General features: G+C 66.3%; 17 protein-coding genes. 5 read left to right on the top strand and 12 right to left on the bottom strand.

All coding sequences use genetic code 11. From position 1 onward, the window contains the following. Nucleotides 1–99 precede the first annotated feature (99 nt). The 4 genes from LX70_RS12810 to LX70_RS12795 all read left to right on the top strand — a co-directional run bounded on the left by LX70_RS12810 (nt 100) and on the right by LX70_RS12795 (nt 4,742). Complete coding sequence (locus LX70_RS12810; protein ID WP_105515166.1) at nt 100–633, top strand: peptidoglycan-binding protein; 534 nt, start codon at nt 100–102, stop codon at nt 631–633. A gap of 147 nt (nt 634–780) precedes the next feature. Then, on the top strand, nt 781–2,169 hold the full coding sequence (locus LX70_RS12805) for a PAS domain-containing protein (protein ID WP_146111599.1): 1,389 nt from the start codon (nt 781–783) through the stop codon (nt 2,167–2,169). Nucleotides 2,170–2,220: 51 nt separating this feature from the next. Further along, nucleotides 2,221–2,760: an RNA polymerase sigma factor gene (locus LX70_RS12800; protein WP_105515324.1), complete on the top strand. Its 540-nt coding sequence runs from the start codon at nt 2,221–2,223 to the stop codon at nt 2,758–2,760. Further along, on the top strand, nt 2,757–4,742 hold the full coding sequence (locus tag LX70_RS12795; protein WP_105515164.1) for a vWA domain-containing protein: 1,986 nt from the start codon (nt 2,757–2,759) through the stop codon (nt 4,740–4,742). The genes LX70_RS12800 and LX70_RS12795 overlap by 4 nt, the downstream gene beginning before the upstream one ends. A gap of 208 nt (nt 4,743–4,950) precedes the next feature. Here LX70_RS12795 and LX70_RS12790 read toward each other — a convergent pair whose 3' ends face one another. From LX70_RS12790 to LX70_RS12760, 7 genes are all read right to left on the bottom strand, one after another. Then, nucleotides 4,951–8,271, bottom strand: coding sequence for an error-prone DNA polymerase (locus tag LX70_RS12790; protein WP_211301721.1), 3,321 nt, complete (start codon nt 8,269–8,271; stop codon nt 4,951–4,953). 41 nt (nt 8,272–8,312) lie between these two features. Next, on the bottom strand, nt 8,313–9,767 hold the full coding sequence (locus LX70_RS12785; RefSeq protein ID WP_105515321.1) for a Y-family DNA polymerase: 1,455 nt from the start codon (nt 9,765–9,767) through the stop codon (nt 8,313–8,315). Continuing rightward, nucleotides 9,682–10,296: an ImuA family protein gene (locus tag LX70_RS12780; RefSeq protein ID WP_245885075.1), complete on the bottom strand. Its 615-nt coding sequence runs from the start codon at nt 10,294–10,296 to the stop codon at nt 9,682–9,684. The genes LX70_RS12785 and LX70_RS12780 overlap by 86 nt, the downstream gene beginning before the upstream one ends. Before the next feature lie 149 nt (nt 10,297–10,445). Beyond that, nucleotides 10,446–11,345, bottom strand: a complete 900-nt coding sequence (locus LX70_RS12775; protein WP_105515163.1) for a LysR family transcriptional regulator — start codon at nt 11,343–11,345, stop codon at nt 10,446–10,448. A gap of 20 nt (nt 11,346–11,365) precedes the next feature. Next, a complete protein-coding gene (locus tag LX70_RS12770) occupies nt 11,366–12,736 on the bottom strand; it encodes a TRAP transporter large permease (RefSeq protein ID WP_105515162.1) in 1,371 nt (456 codons plus the stop codon). Between the two features lie 39 nt (nt 12,737–12,775). Then, nucleotides 12,776–13,330 (bottom strand): TRAP transporter small permease subunit, encoded by a 555-nt coding sequence (locus LX70_RS12765; protein WP_105515161.1) that lies wholly within the window; start codon nt 13,328–13,330, stop codon nt 12,776–12,778. A 50-nt stretch (nt 13,331–13,380) separates the two neighbouring features. Further along, nucleotides 13,381–14,481: a TRAP transporter substrate-binding protein gene (locus LX70_RS12760; RefSeq protein WP_245885073.1), complete on the bottom strand. Its 1,101-nt coding sequence runs from the start codon at nt 14,479–14,481 to the stop codon at nt 13,381–13,383. Nucleotides 14,482–14,669: 188 nt separating this feature from the next. Here LX70_RS12760 and LX70_RS12755 point away from each other — a divergent pair, with 188 nt between their 5' ends. Continuing rightward, nucleotides 14,670–16,277, top strand: a complete 1,608-nt coding sequence (locus LX70_RS12755) for a GMC family oxidoreductase (RefSeq protein WP_105515160.1) — start codon at nt 14,670–14,672, stop codon at nt 16,275–16,277. Between the two features lie 61 nt (nt 16,278–16,338). Here the strand turns inward: LX70_RS12755 and LX70_RS12750 are convergent, their stop codons facing one another. The 5 genes from LX70_RS12750 to LX70_RS12730 all read right to left on the bottom strand — a co-directional run bounded on the left by LX70_RS12750 (nt 16,339) and on the right by LX70_RS12730 (nt 20,009). Beyond that, a complete protein-coding gene (locus LX70_RS12750) occupies nt 16,339–17,802 on the bottom strand; it encodes a multicopper oxidase family protein (RefSeq protein WP_105515159.1) in 1,464 nt (487 codons plus the stop codon). A 48-nt stretch (nt 17,803–17,850) separates the two neighbouring features. Then, on the bottom strand, nt 17,851–18,210 hold the full coding sequence (locus LX70_RS12745) for a hypothetical protein (protein ID WP_146111598.1): 360 nt from the start codon (nt 18,208–18,210) through the stop codon (nt 17,851–17,853). Nucleotides 18,211–18,244: 34 nt separating this feature from the next. Next, nucleotides 18,245–18,685, bottom strand: coding sequence for a c-type cytochrome (locus LX70_RS12740; RefSeq protein ID WP_105515319.1), 441 nt, complete (start codon nt 18,683–18,685; stop codon nt 18,245–18,247). Nucleotides 18,686–18,760: 75 nt separating this feature from the next. After that, nucleotides 18,761–19,090 (bottom strand): hypothetical protein, encoded by a 330-nt coding sequence (locus tag LX70_RS12735; protein WP_105515157.1) that lies wholly within the window; start codon nt 19,088–19,090, stop codon nt 18,761–18,763. Nucleotides 19,091–19,166: 76 nt separating this feature from the next. Then, on the bottom strand, nt 19,167–20,009 hold the full coding sequence (locus LX70_RS12730; RefSeq protein WP_105515156.1) for a fumarylacetoacetate hydrolase family protein: 843 nt from the start codon (nt 20,007–20,009) through the stop codon (nt 19,167–19,169). Between the last annotated feature and the right edge of the window lies 1 nt (nt 20,010).

Raw genomic sequence — 20,010 nt, 5'->3', positions numbered from 1 at the left:
GAGGGGCGCGTTATCGGATAGCCACCGGCCGATTTTGCCTATCACCCGCCCCGTCGCCATCTTTGCCCCATCACGTCAACACTGCCTGGGGAAAGACAGATGCTGAACAACCTTCGCACCACCGCCACGGCCATCGCCGCCACCCTGTCGCTTGCCGTCGCGCTGCCCGCACCGGCCCATGCCTGGGGGGAGCGGGAGCAGAACGCGCTTGTCGCACTTCTCGCCGCCGGGGCCATCGGAACGCTGATCGTGCAAAACAACAAGCGCCACCGCGCCGCACCCGTCACGCGCTCCACCGTGCCGACCTATACCGGCCCCAATTACGGAACGTCGCGCTACGGGACGCCCAGCTACGACACCCCGCGCTATCAGCCGCCCGCGGCCCAACCGATCCCGCAGGGCGTTTCGACGACCCCGGCGGGCCGCGCCTTCAACACCTATTCGCTGAGCGAGCGGCGCAACATCCAGTCCCGCCTGGCCCGCGCGGGCTATTACAACGGCGCCATCGACGGCGCCTTCGGCCCGATGACCTATAATGCGGTCATGGCGATCTCGCGCGATTCGACGGGGGCGGACAAGCTTTCGACCCTTGGCGGGGCGTTCGACTTCTACGACGCGATCCTGCGCGCCTGAGAGGGGAAGGCAGGCGCCGGGTCTGACAAGGCCCGGCGACCGCCACCCGGACGGAAAACGGGCCATGCGCGAAGAAAGATTGTACCGCGCCCGGATTTGGCTAAATGTTTCGCCCGGTGGCGCCCGACTTGCACGAGAGATACCGGCTTGCTGAAGACGTTTCTGGACTTTGACCCCTCGCTCATCGTGGATGCCGTTGAGGACGAGATCGCGGTGATCGACGCCGACGGGAAAATCGTCGCGGTCAATGCCGCCTGGTGCGCCTTTGCCGACCGGGGCGGCGCGGGCGACACGAACGGGTTTCTGGGCGTGAACTACCTTGACGTCTGCCGCGCCCCCGGCGCGGGGGCGGACCATGTCGCCGCCGCACTCCAGCAGGCAATCGAAAGCGGCCGGGGCAGTACGCTTGAATACCCCTGCCCCATCGACGGCGAGGAACGCTGGTTCGAGCTTCAGGTCGATCGGCTGCCCAGCCCGAAACAGCGCCTGGTCATGCTGCGCCATCGCGACATCACCCCGCGCCGGGCCATGGCGACCCTTGCCAGCGCCGCGAAGATCGATTCAGAGCTTCTGGGCGCGCTGGTTCAGACCTCCTCCGACGCGATCATCAGCTATGACCTCGACGGCCGGGTCAGGACGTGGAATGCCGCCGCCGAGGCGCTTTACGGCTACACCCCGGAGCAGATCATCGGCCAGTCGATGGAACGCCTCTACCCCGACGGGTTCACCAAGCGCATCGGCGACTACCGGGATGAGATCATCGCAGGCAAGCTGACCAGCTTCGAGGCGACGCGGATGACCAGCACCGGCAAGCCACGCCTTGTCTGGATCACCGCCGCGCCGATCCGCGACAGCGAAGGCCGGGTCATCGCGGTGTCGAACATCCACCGCGACATAACCGAGATCCGCAAACATCAGGACTCGCGCCAGATCGTCGCCCAGGAGGTCATCCACCGCGCCAAGAACATGCTGACCGTGATCAGCGCGATCCATCGCCGGACCGCCGCCTCGGCCAGGTCGATGGAAGAGTTCAACGAGAAGTTCGGCGAACGCATCGCCTCGCTCTCCCGCTCGGCGGATTTCCTGACGTCAGAGGATTGGGCGACCGTCTCCCTCGACGCGCTGATCCGGTCCCAGCTTGCGCTGTTCGCGCATGATGACACCCGTCTGACGGTGGGCGGCCCGGCGGTGGAACTGCGCCCGCAGGCGGTCAAGACCATCGGCATGGCGCTGCACGAACTTGGCACCAACGCCACCAAATACGGCGCGCTTGGCGACAATGGGGGCGATGTGGCAATCCGCTGGCGGCTGACCCCGGCCGAGGACGGCGGGGAGCCCGCGCTTTTCATCGAATGGGTGGAAACCGGGCCAAGCTTCGACGCCCCGCCCCGCCATCGCGGCTTTGGCAACACGGTGCTGACACGCCTTGCCGTTTCGCTTCTCGATGCCGAGGTGACGTATAATTTCACCACCGCCGGTGTGCTTTGGTCGATCTCGATCCCCGCGCCGCATTTCACCGTGACGGAAAAAACGTAACACCCCGCCAAGGATTGACGGGCGGCGCGCGTCCAATCAGTCGTGATGCGCATGGAAACCGCAGATGAAGATCTGGCCCAGGCCGCGCGGGACGGTGACAGACCGGCCTTCGCCGCCCTTGTCGCGCGCCATTACGACCGTATTCACGCGCTGTCCTTCCGCCTGACCGGCCAGCGGAGCGAGGCAGAGGACCTGACCCAGGACATCTGCCTTGCCCTGCCCGCGAAGCTTGGCAGCTACCGGGCCGAGGCGCGCTTTACCACCTGGCTTTACCGCGTCACCGTCAACGCCGCCCATGACCGCCGCCGCCGCGCCGCCAGCCATGCCCGCGCCGCCGGGGGCTGGGGCGACTGGGAGGTGAACCGGCGTGCGGCGATGGCCGAGGAAACCCAGGCGCAGGACTGGCTGACCCGGACCATGCGCCAGCTGCCGCCGGAACTGAGGGATACGGTTGCCCTGACGCTGGGCGAGGAGCTGAGCCAGAAGGACGCCGCCGAGGTTCTCGGCGTCTCCGAAGGCACCATCGCCTGGCGGATGAGCGAGGTGAAAAAGCGCCTGCGGACCATCGCGCGGGCGGAGGACATGCTATGACCGACGATCTCGAACAACTCCGCCAGGCGCTGCAACCGGCCCCCGCGCCGGAGGGCGGGGCAAAGGCCCGTGCGCTGCGGCTGGCGCTGGAAAATTTCGACCGCCACCAAGCATCGGCCCCGACCACACGTCCTATCAACGACCGCCCCGAACCGGCGGGCCGTTTGAGAGGAGTACGCCTGATGCTTTCGAAACTGACCACCCGCGCGGGCCTTGCCGCGACCGCCTCTGTCGCCGCCATCGGCATCGCCCTTGTGATCTATCCCGACCTTCGCACCCGGCCGGAGCCTGCGGCGGTGCAGCCCGCCACCCTGTCGGTCGAAAAGGCGGCACCCGCCGCGGAAACTGCGGCGGTCAAGACCGAGATGGCCGATCAGGCGGCGCCCGCGCCCCAGCCCGCGCAGGACATGATGCTGGCCGAGCCGCTTGCGCAAGGCAACGCGCAAAGCGCCCCGCCGCTGGCCAAGCAACGCCTGCGCGTCGAAGGCGCGGCCCGGATGGCCGCCCCCGCCACCCCCGCCCCGGCGATGGACGCGCTCGCCCAGACCGAAAGCTTTTACCCCGGCGATGCCGCCCTTCCCACGCGCGATACCGAAGCCTATGCCAGTGCCACCCCGAACCCGCTGAAGATCGCGGCAGAGGACCCCGTTTCGACCTTCTCTATCGACACCGATACCGCCTCTTACGCCGTCATCCGATCCTCTCTCACGCGCGGCACGCTGCCGCCCGACGGCGCCGTGCGGGTGGAGGAGATGGTGAACTACTTCCCCTATGACTACCCCGCGCCGCAGGCAGGCGACGGCCCCTTCCGCGCCTCGGTCAGCCTGTTCCCGACCCCATGGAACAAGGACACCCAGCTTCTCAGGATCGGCATTCAGGGCGCGATGCCCGCCGTGCAGGACCGCCCGCCCCTGAACCTTGTCTTCCTGATCGACACGTCAGGGTCTATGGACGACCCGCAGAAACTGCCGCTTTTGAAGCAGTCCTTCCGCCTCATGCTGGGCCAGCTTGCCCCTGAGGATCGCGTGGCCATCGTCACCTATGCGGGCGCGGCCGGGCTGGTCCTTGACCCCACTGCCGCCTCCGAGACGACAAAGATCCTCGCCGCGCTCGACCGGCTGGGCGCGGGCGGCTCCACCGCGGGGCAGGCCGGTCTGGAACAGGCCTATGCGGTCGCCGAAGACATGGCCGCCGACGGCCGCACCGGGCGCATCCTTCTGGCCACGGACGGGGATTTCAACGTCGGCCTCTCCGACCCCGAGGCGCTGAAAAGCTACATCGCCAGGAAACGCGACAGCGGCATCTACCTTTCCGTCCTGGGCTTCGGGCGCGGCAATCTGGACGATGCGACGATGCAGGCGCTGGCGCAGAACGGCAACGGCACCGCCGCCTATATCGACACGCTGTCCGAGGCGCAAAAGACGCTTTCCGACCAGCTTGCGGGCGCCCTCTTTCCCATCGCCGACGATGTGAAGATCCAGGTGGAGTTCAACCCCGCCACCGTCGCCGAATACCGCCTGATCGGGTATGAGACGCGGGCGCTGGCGCGCGAGGATTTCAACAACGACAAGGTCGATGCGGGCGAGATCGGCGCGGGCCATCAGGTAACGGCACTGTACGAAATCACCCCCGTCGGCTCTCCCGCGCAACGGACCGACGCGCTGCGCTATGCGGCCAGCCCGGAAAGCACGGGCAGCGATGAGCTTGCCTTCCTGAAACTGCGCTACAAAGCGCCCGGCACCGCGACCTCGACCCTGATCGAAACGCCGATCCCCGCCACGCCCGCCACGCCGGATACCGACGCCCGCTTCGCGGCCGCCATCGCCGGGATGGGCCAACTCCTTAGCGATCCGAAATACCTTGGCGGTTGGGGCTGGGATCAGGCCATCGCGCTGGCCAATGACGCGCGGGGCAACGATCCCTTCGGCTACAGGGCCGAGGCGGTGCGCCTGATGCGGCTGGCCCAAAGCCTGTCACGCTAAAGCGTTTCGGGTTTTCGTTAGGAAAGCAAGTATCGGAATTCGAACGAAATAAGTTCGAATTCTGAGTCAGCGCAAACCCGAAACGCTATAGGGTCGGCGGGCAGGCAACCAGACCCTGCCGGACCCTGCGCCCGCGCGGGGACAGCATCCGGCGGGGCCGGTCATCGCGGCCCTTCGCCTTATCCGCGCATCCCCACTCCTTTCCCCTTCAATGGAAATCCCGGCTGGGGAAAAGGCGTTTGGCCTGATCGCGGGGGTGCATGGCGCGCGGCGCAGGCAGGGGTTTGGGGGCGCTGTCGGTCTTGGCCGTGGTCTGACCGATGGCGGCATCCATCGGGTGACCGAGGTCCGAGAGGTGGTGCGAGACGTCCTCGATCTCTTGCGCGATCAGATGGGTGACGATGCCTTCGCGTTGCAGCGTGCCGGTGACGCGCAGCAGGCGGCCACCCATGACGGCACGGCGGAAGCGGTCGAACACCTTGCGCCAGACGACGATATTCGAGACGCCGGTTTCATCCTCAAGCGTCAGAAAGATCACGCCCGAGGCCGTGCCGGGGCGTTGGCGGGTGATGACAAGGCCGCAGACCGTGGTCCGGCGCAGCGGCGCGGCGATCAGGGCATCATGGCGGGTCAGGCCCGGCATCGACGGGCGCAGCAGCTCCATCGGATGGGCGCGCAGGGTCAGGCGGGTGGCGACGTAATCCTCCACCACCTCTTCGCCGATCTGCATCTGCGGCAGGGTGACGGCGGGCTCAATAATCGCCTCACCGTCAATCGGGTCGTCAAACAGCGGCAGGGCGGCGGGGGCGCGGATGGCGCGCACCTGCCAGAGCGCATCGCGGCGGGTCAGGCCGATGGCGGCGAAACCGTCCGCCTCGGCCAGGCGCTCCAGAACGGCGGGGGCGACGCCTGCGCGCAGCCAGACGCTTTCGGGGTCGCGATAGCCATTGCCACGCGCGGCGGCGATCCGGGCGGCATCCTCTTCACGAAACCCCTTGATCTGGCGAAAGCCCAGCCGCAGGGCCAGCGCGCCGTCGGGGCGGCGTTCCAGCCTATTGTCCCAGGCGCTGGCATTGACGCAGATCGGGCGCACCTCGACCCGGTGGTCGCGGGCATCGCGCACGATCTGGGCCGGGGCGTAAAAGCCCATCGGCTGGCTGTTCAGCAATGCACAGGCGAAGACCGCCGGGTGATGGCGTTTCAGCCAGGCCGAGACATAGACCAGAAGCGCGAAGGCCGCCGCATGGCTTTCGGGAAAGCCGTAATCGGCAAAGCCCTCGATCTGGCCGAAACAGCGGGCGGCGACCTCCGGGGCATAGCCGCGCGCCACCATCCCGGCGATGAACTTGTCGCGATGTTCGCCGATCGTCCCCATGCGGCGGAAGCTGGCAAGCGAGCGGCGCAGCTTGTCGGCCTCTTCGGCGCTATACCCGGCGCCCACCTCGGCGATTTGCAGGGCCTGTTCCTGAAAGAGCGGCACCCCCAGCGTGCGGCGCGTCACCTGCTCCAGCGCGGGGCCGAAGGGTTCGGGCGCCTCAAGCCCCTGGCGGCGGCGGATATAGGGCTGGACCATGCCGCCCTGGATCGGGCCGGGACGGACGATGGCGACCTCGATCACCAGATCGTAGAACTCGCGCGGCTTCATCCGGGGCAGGAAATTCATCTGCGCCCGGCTTTCGACCTGAAAGACACCGACCGCATCGGCCACCTGCAACATCTCATAGGTCGCGGCATCCTCGGGCGGGACGGTGGCCAGCGTCAGGGCGCGCTGTTCATGGTCCTCAAGCAGTCCGAATGCCTTGCGGATGCAGGTCAGCATCCCCAGCCCCAGCACATCGACCTTGAGGATCTTCAGCACGTCGATGTCGTCCTTGTCCCATTCGATGATGGTGCGATCCTCCATCGCGGCATTCTCGATGGGACACAGTTCATCCAGCCGCCCCTTGGTGATGACGAAACCGCCAACATGCTGGCTGAGATGGCGGGGAAAGCCGATGATCTCGCCAATCAGGCGCAGGGTCTGGGCAAGGCGGCGGTCTGCCGGATCAAGGCCCAGTTCGCGGATACGCTCCGGGTTCGGGCCATCACTGGAATAGCCCCAGATCTGCCCCGACAGCCCGGCGGTCACGTCCTGGCTTAGCCCCATGACCTTGCCGACCTCGCGGATCGCGGCGCGGGAGCGGAAATGGATCACCGTGGCGCAAAGACCCGCGCGGTGGCGGCCGTATTTCCGGTAGATCCACTGGATCACCTCTTCGCGGCGTTCATGTTCGAAATCCACGTCGATGTCGGGCGGTTCACCACGATGGCGCGACACGAAGCGTTCGAACACCATGCCGATCATCTCGGGCTTCACATCGGTGATGCCCAGCAGATAGCACAGGATCGAATTGGCGGCAGACCCGCGCCCCTGGCACAGGATCCCCTGCGACCGGGCATATTGCACGATGTCGTGGACGGTCAGGAAATAGGCAGGAAAGTTCAGCTCCTGAACCACGGCCAGTTCCTTGGCCATCAAGGTCCTTGCCTTCTCGGTCGCGCCCTGCGGATAGCGGCGGGTGAGACCCTCATGAGCCAGCCGGGTCAGGCGCTCCATCGGGGTCTCGCCACCATCCGCGATCTCGTCGGGGTAATCATAGCTGAGCTGGCCCAGATCGAAGCAGCAGCGATCCGCGATCTGGATCGTGCGGCGCATGGCGGCGGGATGATCGGCGAACATCCGCGCCATATCCGCGGCGCCCTTCAACCGACGCTCGGCATTGGGCAGGGCGTGGCGGCCGATCCGGTCGATGGTGCAGCCCAGCCGCATGCAGGTCAGCACATCGGCCAGTTGCCGGCGGCTGGCGCGGTGCATCAGGACATTCCCGACCGCGACCATCGGCGCCGATGTCAGCGCCGCCAGCCGCGCGCATCGGTTCAGCCAGCCGCGGTCCTGCCCGTCATAGCGCGGCGCCGCCCCGGTGAAGGTATTGCCGGGATAGCGGCGGCGAACCCGGCCGATATCCTGTGCCGCGCGGATCATATCGCCCGGCAGCGCGATCAGGAGGATGCCGTCGCATCCCGCCAGCAGATCGGCCATGTCCAGATGGCAGTCGCCCTTGCCCGCCCGCCGCTTGCCAAGCGTCAAAAGCCGGGCCAGCCGCCGATACGCCGCCTTGTCGGTCGGCAGGGCGAGCCATTCGACGGCGCTGTCACGCAAGACCAGACGGCAGCCGACGATCAGCTTCGGCAGATGCGGGACCTCGGGACGGGGCAGGTCCTGCGGGGTGCCGATTTCCTGGCGCGAACAACTGTCCACCCGATGTCGCGAGCGGATGCGGACGCTGTCTTCGGCCTTTTCGCGCAGGATTTGCAGGGCGCGATAGGCCCGCACCACGCCCGCCAGAGAATTGCGGTCGGTGATCGCGATGGCGGCCAGCCCCAGTTCGGCGGCCCGTGTCACCATCTCTTCGGGATGCGAGGCGCCGGTCAGGAAGGTGAAATTCGAGGTAACGCAGAGTTCCGCATACGCCTCGCGCCGACCGGGCAGGCCGGGCGGCGCGACATCGGCGGGGGCGCGAAAAGGTTCGGTCACGCGAATTCCCCCTGCACGAACCAGCCCGGTTCCTGCGGCGTGTGAAAAAGCCACAGCCGCCGCCCCTGCAAGGTTTCGACGCGCCAGTAATCGCGCAGACCGCTGCGCCAGTTCGGGTCATCCAGCCACCATTCCGGCGCGATCCGTTCCGGCCCCGTCGCGCGGCCCGTGGTCAGCGCCATCCGCCGCCAGCGGAACCGTTCGGGCGGCCGATTGCCTGTCGCGGCGATCGGTTCGGGCGGGAAAATCCGTACCGGCCGCGGGTTCGGGCTGATCCAGGTGCTGTCCGGCTCGGAACAGGCGGCCGCCGCGATAATGAAGCTGCGCTCCGGGATGTGGCTGTCGGCGGGCAGGAAGCGCTGCACGTTTTCCAGCCCGATCCGCGTTCCGATCCGGGTGATCAGGTCGTCCAGCCGCCCCGGATCGCGGCTGCGGGCGCTGCTGATCTGTTCGGCCGGCAGGGGGGCGACCTGCACCGCCGCCAGCCGGACCTGATCAATGCCGAAACCGGCCTCCACCTGTGCGATGCCGCGCTGAAACAACGGCAGGATACGGGCCGGGTCGCGCATCGGGCGGGCCAGGCGCAGTTCGACCTGCTGGGCATTGCTGTCGACCCGGCGCAGCGTCAGGCACAGGACCCGCGCCCCGGCCTCTTGCGCGCAGAGCTTGTCACAAAGCCGGGTCAGCAGCCGATCCGCCGCCGCCATCACGTCGCTTTCCAGCCCGATGGGCTCAGGCAGGGTCATGCGGATACCGTAATGCGGCGGCTCGGTCTCGGGGCTGATCTGCTCGGGCTGATGCCCCAGCGCCTGATCCAGCCGCAGCAGAAGGCCCGGCCCGAAACGGCGCGCCAAGGGCGCGCGCGGGGTGCCGGACAGATCACCGATGCGGCGCAGCCCCATGCGCTTCAGCCCGGCGGCGGTTTCGGCATCCAGCCGCAGCGCCTCGACCGGCAAATCGGCCAGCGCCGCGTCCGCGCCGTAATGCGCCCGCGCCCAGGCCGCCCCGCGCGTATCGCCCAGCCCCGGCCGCACCGACAGCCCGGCACGGGCCAGCCGCTGGCCCATCGCCGCCAGCATCGCCTCTTCCCCGCCGAACAGATGCGCCGATCCGGTGATGTCCAGCACCAGCCCGTCCGCGCCGTCGCGCGCGACCCAGGGACACCAGCGCAGCGCCCAGCGGCGCAGGGCGGTCAGGAACTGCGCGTCCAGATCGGGCCGCGCCGGGCGGCTGATCAGATCGGGGCAAAAGGCCCGCGCGTCGGAAAAGCTCATCCCGCGATAAAGCCCCTGCCGCCCCGCCGCCGCATTCAGGCAATGGATCCGGTTGGCATTGCTGTCCTTCAGCGTCAGGACAAAGGGCCGATCAGTCAGGCATGTCCTCAGCACCCGGTCTGTCGCCAGCCGGGGGAACCACAGCGACACGACCCGTCTCTGCATCCCATCGAACATGCCAAGACCCAAGAGTTCCCGATTTGTTCTTGATAAGCCGCCAGCATTGCAGAGTCGAGTCGCCCGGATCGAAGACCGGCGCACAGTGCCAGCGCGTCTCGGCCGCATTGCTGCCCATGCCCTCGGGGATCAGGCACAGCCCGGTCGTCCCCCCGGCCCTTGCGGCAAGCTGCAAGCGCCGCCCGGCGGTCAGGCTGAGGGGGGCGGTGATCTCAAGCGCCACCATGGCGACGGCCCCGTCGCGCAGGGCCTCTTCGGCGACGGCCAGCGTGTCCTTCTGATCCCCGGTCATCGCCATTACCAGCCGCGCCGGATCAAAGCCCGCAAACCCAAGCGGGTGCAGCATGTCGGCCTGCCAGTCTTCGCGCACCCACAGAAGATCCGCCCCCGCCTGCCGCGCGGCCCGCAGCACGAAGGCCACGGCACCGGGGCCGGACACCTCGTGAACGCGGCCGGGCAGAAGCGGATAGGCGGTAATAGCCGGACGGGGCATCGCGATCATCGGGTCAGGAACGGTTCGGCCCTTCATAGCAGCCCTTCGAAGGATGCGCAGCGCCAACGGAGCAAACTTCTGACCTTCCGCTCTGAAAGTGCTTTATGAAACGGCAAGGGACGGCCGAAAACCGACACCGCCACGCCAAACACAAGGGCTTTGACGCGGGGCCATCGACAAAGCGCCTAGGTCGCGGGGCAGCGGAAGATATCGTACATCTCGCGGGTTCGGTTATGTATGAAATTGCTGACCAGCTGGATATGCGACAGCAGCCGATATTCCTCGGGGTACAGCAGCCAGTAGGTGCGGACGAAGTTGATCTCTTCCGGCATGATCGGCAGGAGGTTGGTATTTCGCGTCATGAAGCAGGGCAGGACACCAAGGCCCGCGTTGTTCTTCACGGCGTCGAACTGCGCCTTGACGGTGGCGGCGCGGTAAACGACGTTCAGCCCCGGCAGAATGGCGCGGTTGAAATCGAGTTCCGGCGTATAGAGCAATTCGTCGATGTACCCCACAAACGGGTATTCCCGAAGCTCTTCACGACAGGTCGGGACGTTCTTTCCGTCAAAGAACCCCGGCCCGGCATAAAGCCGCAGATCGTAATCGGTCAGCTTGCGCATGATCACCTGGCCAGAGAGCGGCCGGTCCAGGCTGACCGCAATATCGACATCGCGCCGCCAAAGCTTGTGTGACGCAGGCACCGGCACGAACTCCACCTCGGTTCCCGGATTCTCCTTCACCAGTTCCGGCAGGATATGGGAGAGGACGGCATTGCCGAACCCGTCGGGCGCCCCCACCCGAACGCGCCCCTTGTTCTTGCCTTCCAACCGTGCCAGCCGGTCAGAGATGTCGACGGCGGCGTTCTCCATCTCCGTCGCCTTTTGCAGAACCTGCGACCCGGCGGCGGTCAGGATCAGCCCGTCATCCGTCGGCTCGAAAAGATGGCAGCCGAACCGGGCCTCCATCTGCCGTATGCGACGGGCAATCGTTGTGTGGCTGACGCCAAGCCTCTTGGCGGCGCGGCTAAGCCGCCCCGTCCGTTCGATTTCAAGAAAGATCCTGACGTCGTCCCAGTTGAACTGCATGCCGACCCCTCCGCCCCGGTTCAATCGTAGACCAATTGCGGCAGCCAGGTCACGATTTCCGGCAGGATCAGGATCAGGGCCACGATGGAAAGCTGGATCAGCACGAAAGGTACGATCCCCCTGTAGATGTCTTTCGTGGCAACCTCTTTCGGGGCAGCCCCCTTGAGATAGAAGAGAGAAAAGCCAACCGGCGGCGTGATGAAGGAGGTCTGAAGCGCGACCGAGAACAGGATCACGAACCAGATCGGATCGTGGCCAAGATCGTTGACCACGACCGGACCGACCAGCGGCAGGAAGATCAGGGTGATCTCCAGCCAGTCGAGGAAGAACCCGGCGATGAAGGAAAACGCAAGGATCGTGATAATCACGCCCATGTCGCCGAACGGGATGGCGTTCAGCCCGGCCGCGATCATTTCATCCCCGCCAAGGGCGCGCATGACAAGCGCGAAGGCGGTGGCGCCGATGAAGATGCCGAAGATGAAAGCGGTCGTCAGCGTCGTGCGCCGGGACACCTCATACAGCACCGAAAGGCTCAGCCTTCCGTTGGCCAGCGCCAGAAGGCTTGCCCCCAGCGCGCCGATCCCGGCGGCCTCTGTCGGGGTCGCGATCCCTGCGAAGATAGAGCCGAGGACGGCAACGATCAGCCCCAGCGGCGGTAGTACGGCCAACACCGTGCGCAGAAGGCTGCCCGCGGTCAGCGGCGCAAGGTTGCGGGGGCGCGGCGCCAGTGCCGGATTAAGGGTGACGATCACCACCACATAGACCAGATAGGCCAGGCCAAGCAGGATGCCAGGCACCAGCGCGCCCATGAACAACTCGCCCACCGAAAGCGCCAGTTGATCGGCCATGATGATCAGCATGATCGAAGGCGGGATCAGGATGCCGAGCGTCCCGGCCGAGGCGATCACCCCCGCCGCCAGCCGCTTGTCATAGCCCTGTTCCAGCATGATCGGCATCGCGATCGTGGTCAGCAGCACGACCGAGGCGCCGACGATCCCGGTCGATGCCGCCAGCAGGATGCCGATCAGGATCACTGCCACCGCCAGCCCGCCATTGAAGCGGCCAAGGGTGTTGGCGAATTCCTTCATCAGCGTTTCGGCCAACCCCGACTGATCAAGCATCAGCCCCATGAAGATGAACAGGGGTAACGCGACCAGAACGGCGTTTTCCATGATCGCCCAGATACGCTGCACGATCACCGCGTAATCCCGCCAGCTGTCGAGGAAATAGGTGTCGGAACCAAGATATTCGTTAAGACCCAGTGCGAGGATGGCGATGACCAGCGAAGTTCCGGCCAGCGACCAGACCACCGGGACGCCAAGGAACAGGAGGGCGATAAAGCCAACCAGCATGCTGATGACCAGCAGTTCGTTTACCGCGAGACCGAACATTGGCGCTCCTTTGTGGGCGGCTGATGGGAATTTGGGGGATCAACGGTCGCGCAGCAGGCCGACCATTCGCAGGGCGCGCGACAGGGCCGCAAGAAAGACAAGACCCATCGCGCCGGGGATCACCGCCTTCAGAAGCCATCGGTGCGACAGCCCGCCGGGCGAGCGCGACACCTCGTTCAGCTTGCGGGAAAACTCGACGAACGGGATCGAGTCACGCGCGATGACATAGGCAAACGGCATCACGAGGATGACCATCGCCAGCAGGTCGATCAGCGCGCGCCGCTTCACCGGCCAATGTTCCGAGATCACATCGACCCGGACGTGCTGATCCTCGACCAGGCAATAGGCCACCCCGATCATCAGCGCATAGGCGTAGAGATGCCATTGCATCTCTTCCAGCGCGACAAGGCTGTCGGCAAAGACATAGCGCAGCACGACATTGGCGATGATGACGGCGATCAGGACAAGCCAGCTGAGATGCGCGGTGACGGCGATGGCCCTGACCATGCCGTCAAGGATGCGCGAGATGAGGGGCAGACGCCCCTCAAGATGCGCATGCCCCGCCGTCGGGGTGTCTTCGACAAGATGTGGCATCGGCGGCACTCCCGTCCGGTTTCGCAGAGGCTAAAGCGGGAAAGCGCCGGTCATTTCGCGGCAGGCTCGTTCGCCCATTTCCAGTCGCGTGGCAGGTAGCCCAGCGAATGCCATTCGGCGTTCTGCGCCTGGAAGGTCTTCATCGAGGTGTAGATCTTCGCGAACTGGGGATCGGCCGCGGATTCGCGGGCCATCACGACCTCGGTCGCGTCGCGGAATTTCTGAAGCACCTCGTCGGGCAGCCGTTCGGCCGAAACGCCCTTTTCGGCAAAAGTTTCCAGCACCGCGCCCTGAAGGGCCTCGGCGCGGGCCATGGCATAGGTCACACCCGCCATGCAGGTCGTCTCGATCAGGGCCTGCGTGGTCGGGTTCAGCCCGTTCCAGACGTCGCCGTTGATATAGAGGTATTGCGAGGTCGAAGGCTGATGCCAGCCCGGCAGGTGGTAGTATTTCGCCACCTGATAGAAGCCAAGCTGTTCATCCACCGTGGGCAGAGAGAACTCGGTCGCATCCAGCACCCCGGTCTCAAGCGCCTGGTAAAGCTCTCCGCCCGGCAGGACGGTGACCGACATGCCGACCTCTTTCATGATCTCGCCGCCAAGGCCCGCCGCGCGGAACTTCAGCCCGTTCAACTGATCGACGCTCTCAATCGGGAACTTGAACCAGCCCGCCGCCTCGGGGCTGATGACGCCGCAGAGGATCGGATGCACATTGTAGGGCTCGAACAACTCCTGAAGCAGGGTGTTGCCTTCGCCTTCATACATCCAGGCGATGAACTCGGCCGGTTCCAGGCCGAAGGGCGTGGCGCCGAACAGGGCCGATGCGGGAACCTGACCGCGTTCATAGCCCATCCAGCTATAGCCCGCCTCGATCTGCCCCGTCGCGGTGCTTTCGAAGACCGCCAGCGCGGGGATCATCTTGCCCGGCTCGAACACCTCAAGAACGATATTGCCGCCAGACGCGCGGTCGAGCTGCTTGGCGACCCAGGGCAGCGTATCCCCCAGCGCCGTCAGGTTCGACGAGAAACTGATCGGAACGGCCCATTTCAGCTTTTCCACCTCTTCTGCATGGGCGGGTGCGGTCACGGTCGCAAGAAGACCCGCAAAACAGGCAATACTCACGCCCGATTTGAGCATGTGCTTGATATTCATTCGTATTTCCTCCCTATCCTGCCGCGTGCCGGTTTTCGAACCGCTTGCGGCAGGGGGAGCCTAGTGCGAAGACCTCCCACGGCCCTATGACTGTTATTCGACAGCCGATGTGCGAAATCGGTGCTTTCGCTCGGGCGGCGCCGACCTCTTTCTGGCGGCGGACCGAGGCTTGAACTGGAGGAGCCACGATGCAGGATTGCGGTGAATTCGACTATATCATCGTCGGCGCCGGTTCGGCGGGATGCGTTCTGGCCAACCGCCTGAGCGAGGATCACGACACCCGCGTCCTGCTTCTGGAGGCGGGCGGAAAGGACAATTATCCCTGGATTCACATTCCCGTCGGCTATCTCTACTGCATCGGAAATCCGCGTACCGACTGGGGCTTTTCCACCGCGCCCTGCGACGGGCTTGGCGGGCGGTCGCTGCTTTATCCCCGCGGGCGGGTTCTGGGCGGCTGCTCCTCGATCAACGGGATGCTCTACCTGCGCGGGCAGTCGGCCGATTACGACGGCTGGCGCCAGATGGGGAATACCGGCTGGGGCTGGGACGATGTCCTGCCCTATTTCATCAAGTCCGAGGATTATTTCGAAGGCCCCTCCCAGGCGCATGGCGAAGGCGGCGAATGGCGGGTCGAAGAACAGCGGTTGAAGTGGGAAATCCTCGACGCCTGGAAACAGGCCGCCATCGCGGCGGGCATCCCCGAAACCGCCGATTTCAATCGCGGGGACAATTCCGGCGTTGGCTATTTCAAGGTGAACCAGCGCAAGGGCTGGCGCTGGAGTACGGCGAAGGGGTTCCTGCGCCCCGCACGGCAGCGCCCGAACCTGACCGTCCTGACCCACGCGCAGGCCGAAAAGGTCCTGTTCGCCGGAAAACGCGCCAAGGGGGTGCAGTTCCTGCGCCAGGGCCAGCCCGCCTGCGCCACCGCGCGGCGCGAGGTCATCCTCTCATCGGGCGCCATCGGATCGCCGCAGCTGCTGCAACTTTCGGGCATCGGGCCGGGGGCCTTGCTGCAAACCCATGGCATCGACGTCCTGCATGAGGCACCGGACGTTGGCGGCAACCTTCAGGACCACCTGCAAATCCGCTGCGCCTACCGCGTGCAGGGCGCGAAAACCCTGAACACGATGAGCGCGTCGCTTTGGGGCAAGGCGATGATCGGGCTGGAATATGTGCTGAAGCGCAGCGGCCCGATGTCCATGGCGCCAAGCCAGCTTGGGGCCTTTGCCCGTTCGCATGAAAGTGTCGCGACCCCGGATCTGGAATTCCACGTCCAGCCGGTGACGCTTGAGGCCTTTGGACAGGCCCCCCACGACTTCCCCGCGATCACCGCCAGCGTCTGCCAGCTTCGCCCCGAAAGCCGCGGCCATGTCCACATCACCTCGCCCGATCCGCGGGCGCATCCAGAAATCCAGCCAAACTACCTGTCGGCCGGGCAGGACCGGCTTTCGGCGGCGCGCGCGATCCGCCTGACCCGCAGGATCATGGCGCAGGCCCCGCTGGCCCGGTACCGGCCCGAAGAGTTCAAGCCAGGCCCCACCTTTACAAGCGACGAAGAGCTTGTGACCGGCGCGGGCCAGATCGCCTCGACGATCTTTCATCCGGTCGGGACGGCGCGGATGGGCGCGGACGACCGCGCGGTCGTCGATGCGGACCTGCGCGTCAGGGGTGTTTCCGGGCTGCGTGTCGTGGATGCGTCGATCATGCCGCGCATCACCTCCGGCAACACCAATTCCCCCACGATCATGATCGCAGAACGCGCCAGCGATCTTATCAGGCGGGCGGCGAAATCCTGACATCCCCGTTTGGACGGGAGCCGACTCGGAAGGGTCGGCATCGGGCCGACCCTTCGCGCCCTCAGGCCGTGACGGCCAGTTCGGTCATCATCCCGGCGGCCAGATGGCCCATCTGGTGACAATGCAGCATCCAGGGCGCGGCTTCACCTGCATCGAAGGCGATGGTGACACTGGCCATCGGCGGCACCAGAACCGTATCGCGCTTCGCGCCGGAAAAACGGCTGCCGTTGATGCCGACGACCTGAAAGACATGGCCGTGCAGGTGCATGGGATGGGCCATCATCGACATGTTGTGGAACATCATTTCCACCCGCTCACCGCTTCGCGCCGCGACCGGAATGCGGTTGTCCCAGGTCCGGCCATTGATGGTCCAGAGATAGGGCTGCATCGCCCCCATCAGCATCACCATTTGCCCGTTATCCAAGGGCCGTTCGGGCAAGGGCGTGGCGGCACGAAGCGCCAGTTCCAGCGTCATGTCGCCCGACACCGCCGGGTGGTCGGCCCCGGACAGCGGTGAAAGACGCGGCACATCGGCGCCTTGGGGCGCAAGGATGATCCCGGTCCGCTCTCGCGCGCCTTCGCGCAGCGCAAGGACGGGCAGCGCGGCACCGTCCAAGGGCAGATCGACCTCGATGTCGAGCCGTTGCGCCGGGGCGAGCGGGAAGCGGCGCCCCTCCAGCGGCAGGACGGGTTCGCCATCGACCGCGACAAGCCGCCCCGCCTGCGCGCCAAGGTCGATCCAGAACGCCGTCATCGAGGCGCCGTTGACGACCCGCAGCCGCACGCGCCCGCCCTTCTCGACCGCGATCACCTCGGGGTCGTCAAGCGTGCGGTCATTGGCAAGGTAGGCATCGAAGTTGAAATCGTTCAGGTCCATGACCATGCCGCCCATGTCGTGCGTCATGCCCATCGTCATGCCCGGCATCTCTCCCATCATGCCGCCCGCCGCGGGTGCCGAATGATCCATGGCGCCGTGGTCCATCGCCATGCCGCCGGTCACCTCGGCCAGCACCTCCTTGGGCGTGCGGAAGGTGAAATCGTGCAGGAACAGCACCACCTCCTGCCGGTCGGCGCGCAGGTCCGTTTCGCTCAGCACAATCAGCGGCGCGGCGAGCAGCCCGATCTCCTGTTCCGGGATATGGCTGTGCATCCAGAAGGTGCCGGGGCGCGCGACATAGTCATAGGCGCGGGTCTCGCCCGGCCTCAGCATCGGGTTGGTGTTCGGCACCCCGTCCTGCGCGTTGGGCGGGATCTGGCCATGCCAATGCACGATGGTCTCGATATCGAGCGTATTGGTCAACTCGGCCCGGAAGCGCGAAGCGGGGTCGAGCGTCAGGCCAAGCCCGCCCTGCGCGTTCACCAGCCCCATGACGGTGGCGGCCTTGCCGTTCACCTCGATCACGCGGGTGGTGGCCCGCAGCGCGGCGGGTCCGGCAACGGCGGCGCGCGCGGTGGCAGGCAGAAGGATTGATGCGGCACCGGCCGCAGAGGCGGCAAGGAAGCCGCGACGGGTCAACTGGGTCATTTCGATCTCCGATAAGAAAGGGTCGACAAGGGTCGATCGGGACGGAGATCAGCGGCGCGGCGGATGCCCCAGCGGCAGCGGCCAGAGCGAGGGCGCATCGACCTCGCCCGCGTCGGTATGAAGGCGGGTCACCCGCCCGATCACAGGCGCGGCAAGGGCGGCAAGGTCCGGCGTCAGCGGAACTCCGGCGCAATGGATGCGACAGGGTTCGCCCGGCTGGGCCGGGGTGGCCGCGGCATGGGTGGCCATATGCACCGCATGGCCGTCGGTCGCGGGTACGATCGTAAACGCCATGGCGGTGCCGGGCAGCCCGAGGCCAAGGGCCACGACAAGCATCACCCGCAGAAATCTGGCAAGCACCGTCATGGCACCAGCATAGCGCGGCGCCGTGCCTGCGTCAGGTGACATATGCGTCACCTGCCCGACACGGCGCCCGCCCCTCTCACCTGATCCCGTTGGCCCGTTGCACGGCGCGGACATAGGCGATGATCGCCTTCACGTCCGCCCCTGTCAGGCCGCTTTGCGGCGGCATGTCGCCAAAGGTCCAGTGATGCGCCCGCACACCGTTCTGCACCGCCATGACAAAGGCCATGTCGGCGTGGTGCGAGGGCTTGTAATAGTCATGAACCAGCGGCGGCCCCATGCCTTCGCGCCCGGCGGCGTCGGGGCCATGGCATTTTGCGCAAACCGCGTCGAAGGCGCGCTGGCCAAGCTGCTCTTCCGGGGAAAGGCTTTCGGGCAGGGTGACCTGCACCATCGCCTCACCGGGCATGGCGGCGGCGGGCGCGGGCGCCGGGGCCTGCGGGTTGGGCCGGGTCGCGACCCAGGCGGCAATTCCGGCGGCCAGGACGGCGGCGCCGGTCAGGATTGGTAAGATTTTCATGTATCTCTCGATGGTCCGATCGGGGCGCAAGGCCCCCTTGGCCATGGCAGGCACCATGGCGGCGATGCAGAACGATCAGAGAAGCGGCGGTGGCGGGTCGAGCGTGCGGACAAGGCCGGTCAGCCGCGCTGGCGGCACAAGCACGATCAGGTCCGCCCGCACGACGGGTTGCGCCAGAACCGGCGCCACCGGAAGCACGGCCGAGGCGCCGCACATCATGCCATCGGCGCAGCGGCCATGATCCGCCCCGCCCATGCCATCCGCGCAATCGGGGCAGTCATGCGCCATCGTCGCGACGGCAGAAACGCCCGGCACGCCATCCGCATGGTGAACCGCCACCGCGCCCGTCCCCAACGAGACGGCCGCGCCAAGCACAACGATCAGCATCAGCACCAGCTTGCGCACCGGGCAGGTTCCCCTTGACCTCGGCCGATCTTGTCGCCCGCCGCCGCGCCCCTGTCAATCGGCACCGGGCCGCCTGTCAGAGCGCCGGACGTACGTTCTGCGTCTGCACACCAAGCCCCTCGACGCCCAGCCGGATGCGCTCTCCGCCCTTCAGGTAGACCTGCGGCTTTTGCCCCATGCCAACACCCGGCGGGGTACCGGTGCTGATGATGTCGCCCGGCTGAAGGCTCATGAACTGCGAGACGTAAGAGACCAGAACGCGCACCGGGAAGATCATCGTCGCGGTCGATCCGTCCTGATAGCGGTGGCCATCGACCTCAAGCCACATCGACAGGGCCTGCGGGTCGGCAACCTCATCCCGCGTCACCAGCCAGGGACCGATCGGCCCGAACGTGTCGCAGCCCTTGCCCTTGTCCCAGGTCCCGCCCCGCTCGATCTGGAATTCGCGTTCGGAGACGTCGTTGATGACGCAATAGCCCGCGACATGGTCCATCGCGTCCGCCTCGTCGATATAGACCCCGCCCTTGCCGATCACGATGCCAAGCTCGACCTCCCAGTCGGTCTTCGTCGACCCGCGCGGGATCTGGATGTCGTCATCCGGCCCGACGATGGAGGAGGTCGTCTTGGTGAAGATCACCGGCTCTTCCGGGATCGGCAGGCCGCTTTCGGCGGCATGGTCGGCATAGTTGAGGCCGATGCACAGGAACTTGCCCACCCGGCCCACGCAAGGCCCGATCCGGTCCACCGTGACCGCGGGCAGCTGCGCCGGATCAAGCGCCGCGATCCGCGCCAGCCCCTCGGGCGTCAGCACATCCCCCGCGATGTCGGGCACCATCCCTTCAAGGCTGCGCACCGTCCCGGCCGCATCGAGGATCGCCGGTATCTCCGACCCGGCAGGGCCAACTCTCATCAGTTTCATT

The organism is Albidovulum denitrificans, assembly GCF_002973535.1.
Lineage (GTDB): Bacteria > Pseudomonadota > Alphaproteobacteria > Rhodobacterales > Rhodobacteraceae > Albidovulum > Albidovulum denitrificans.
The sequence above is the reverse complement of the archived record's forward strand: the minus strand, read 5'-3'. Positions and strand labels throughout refer to the sequence as shown.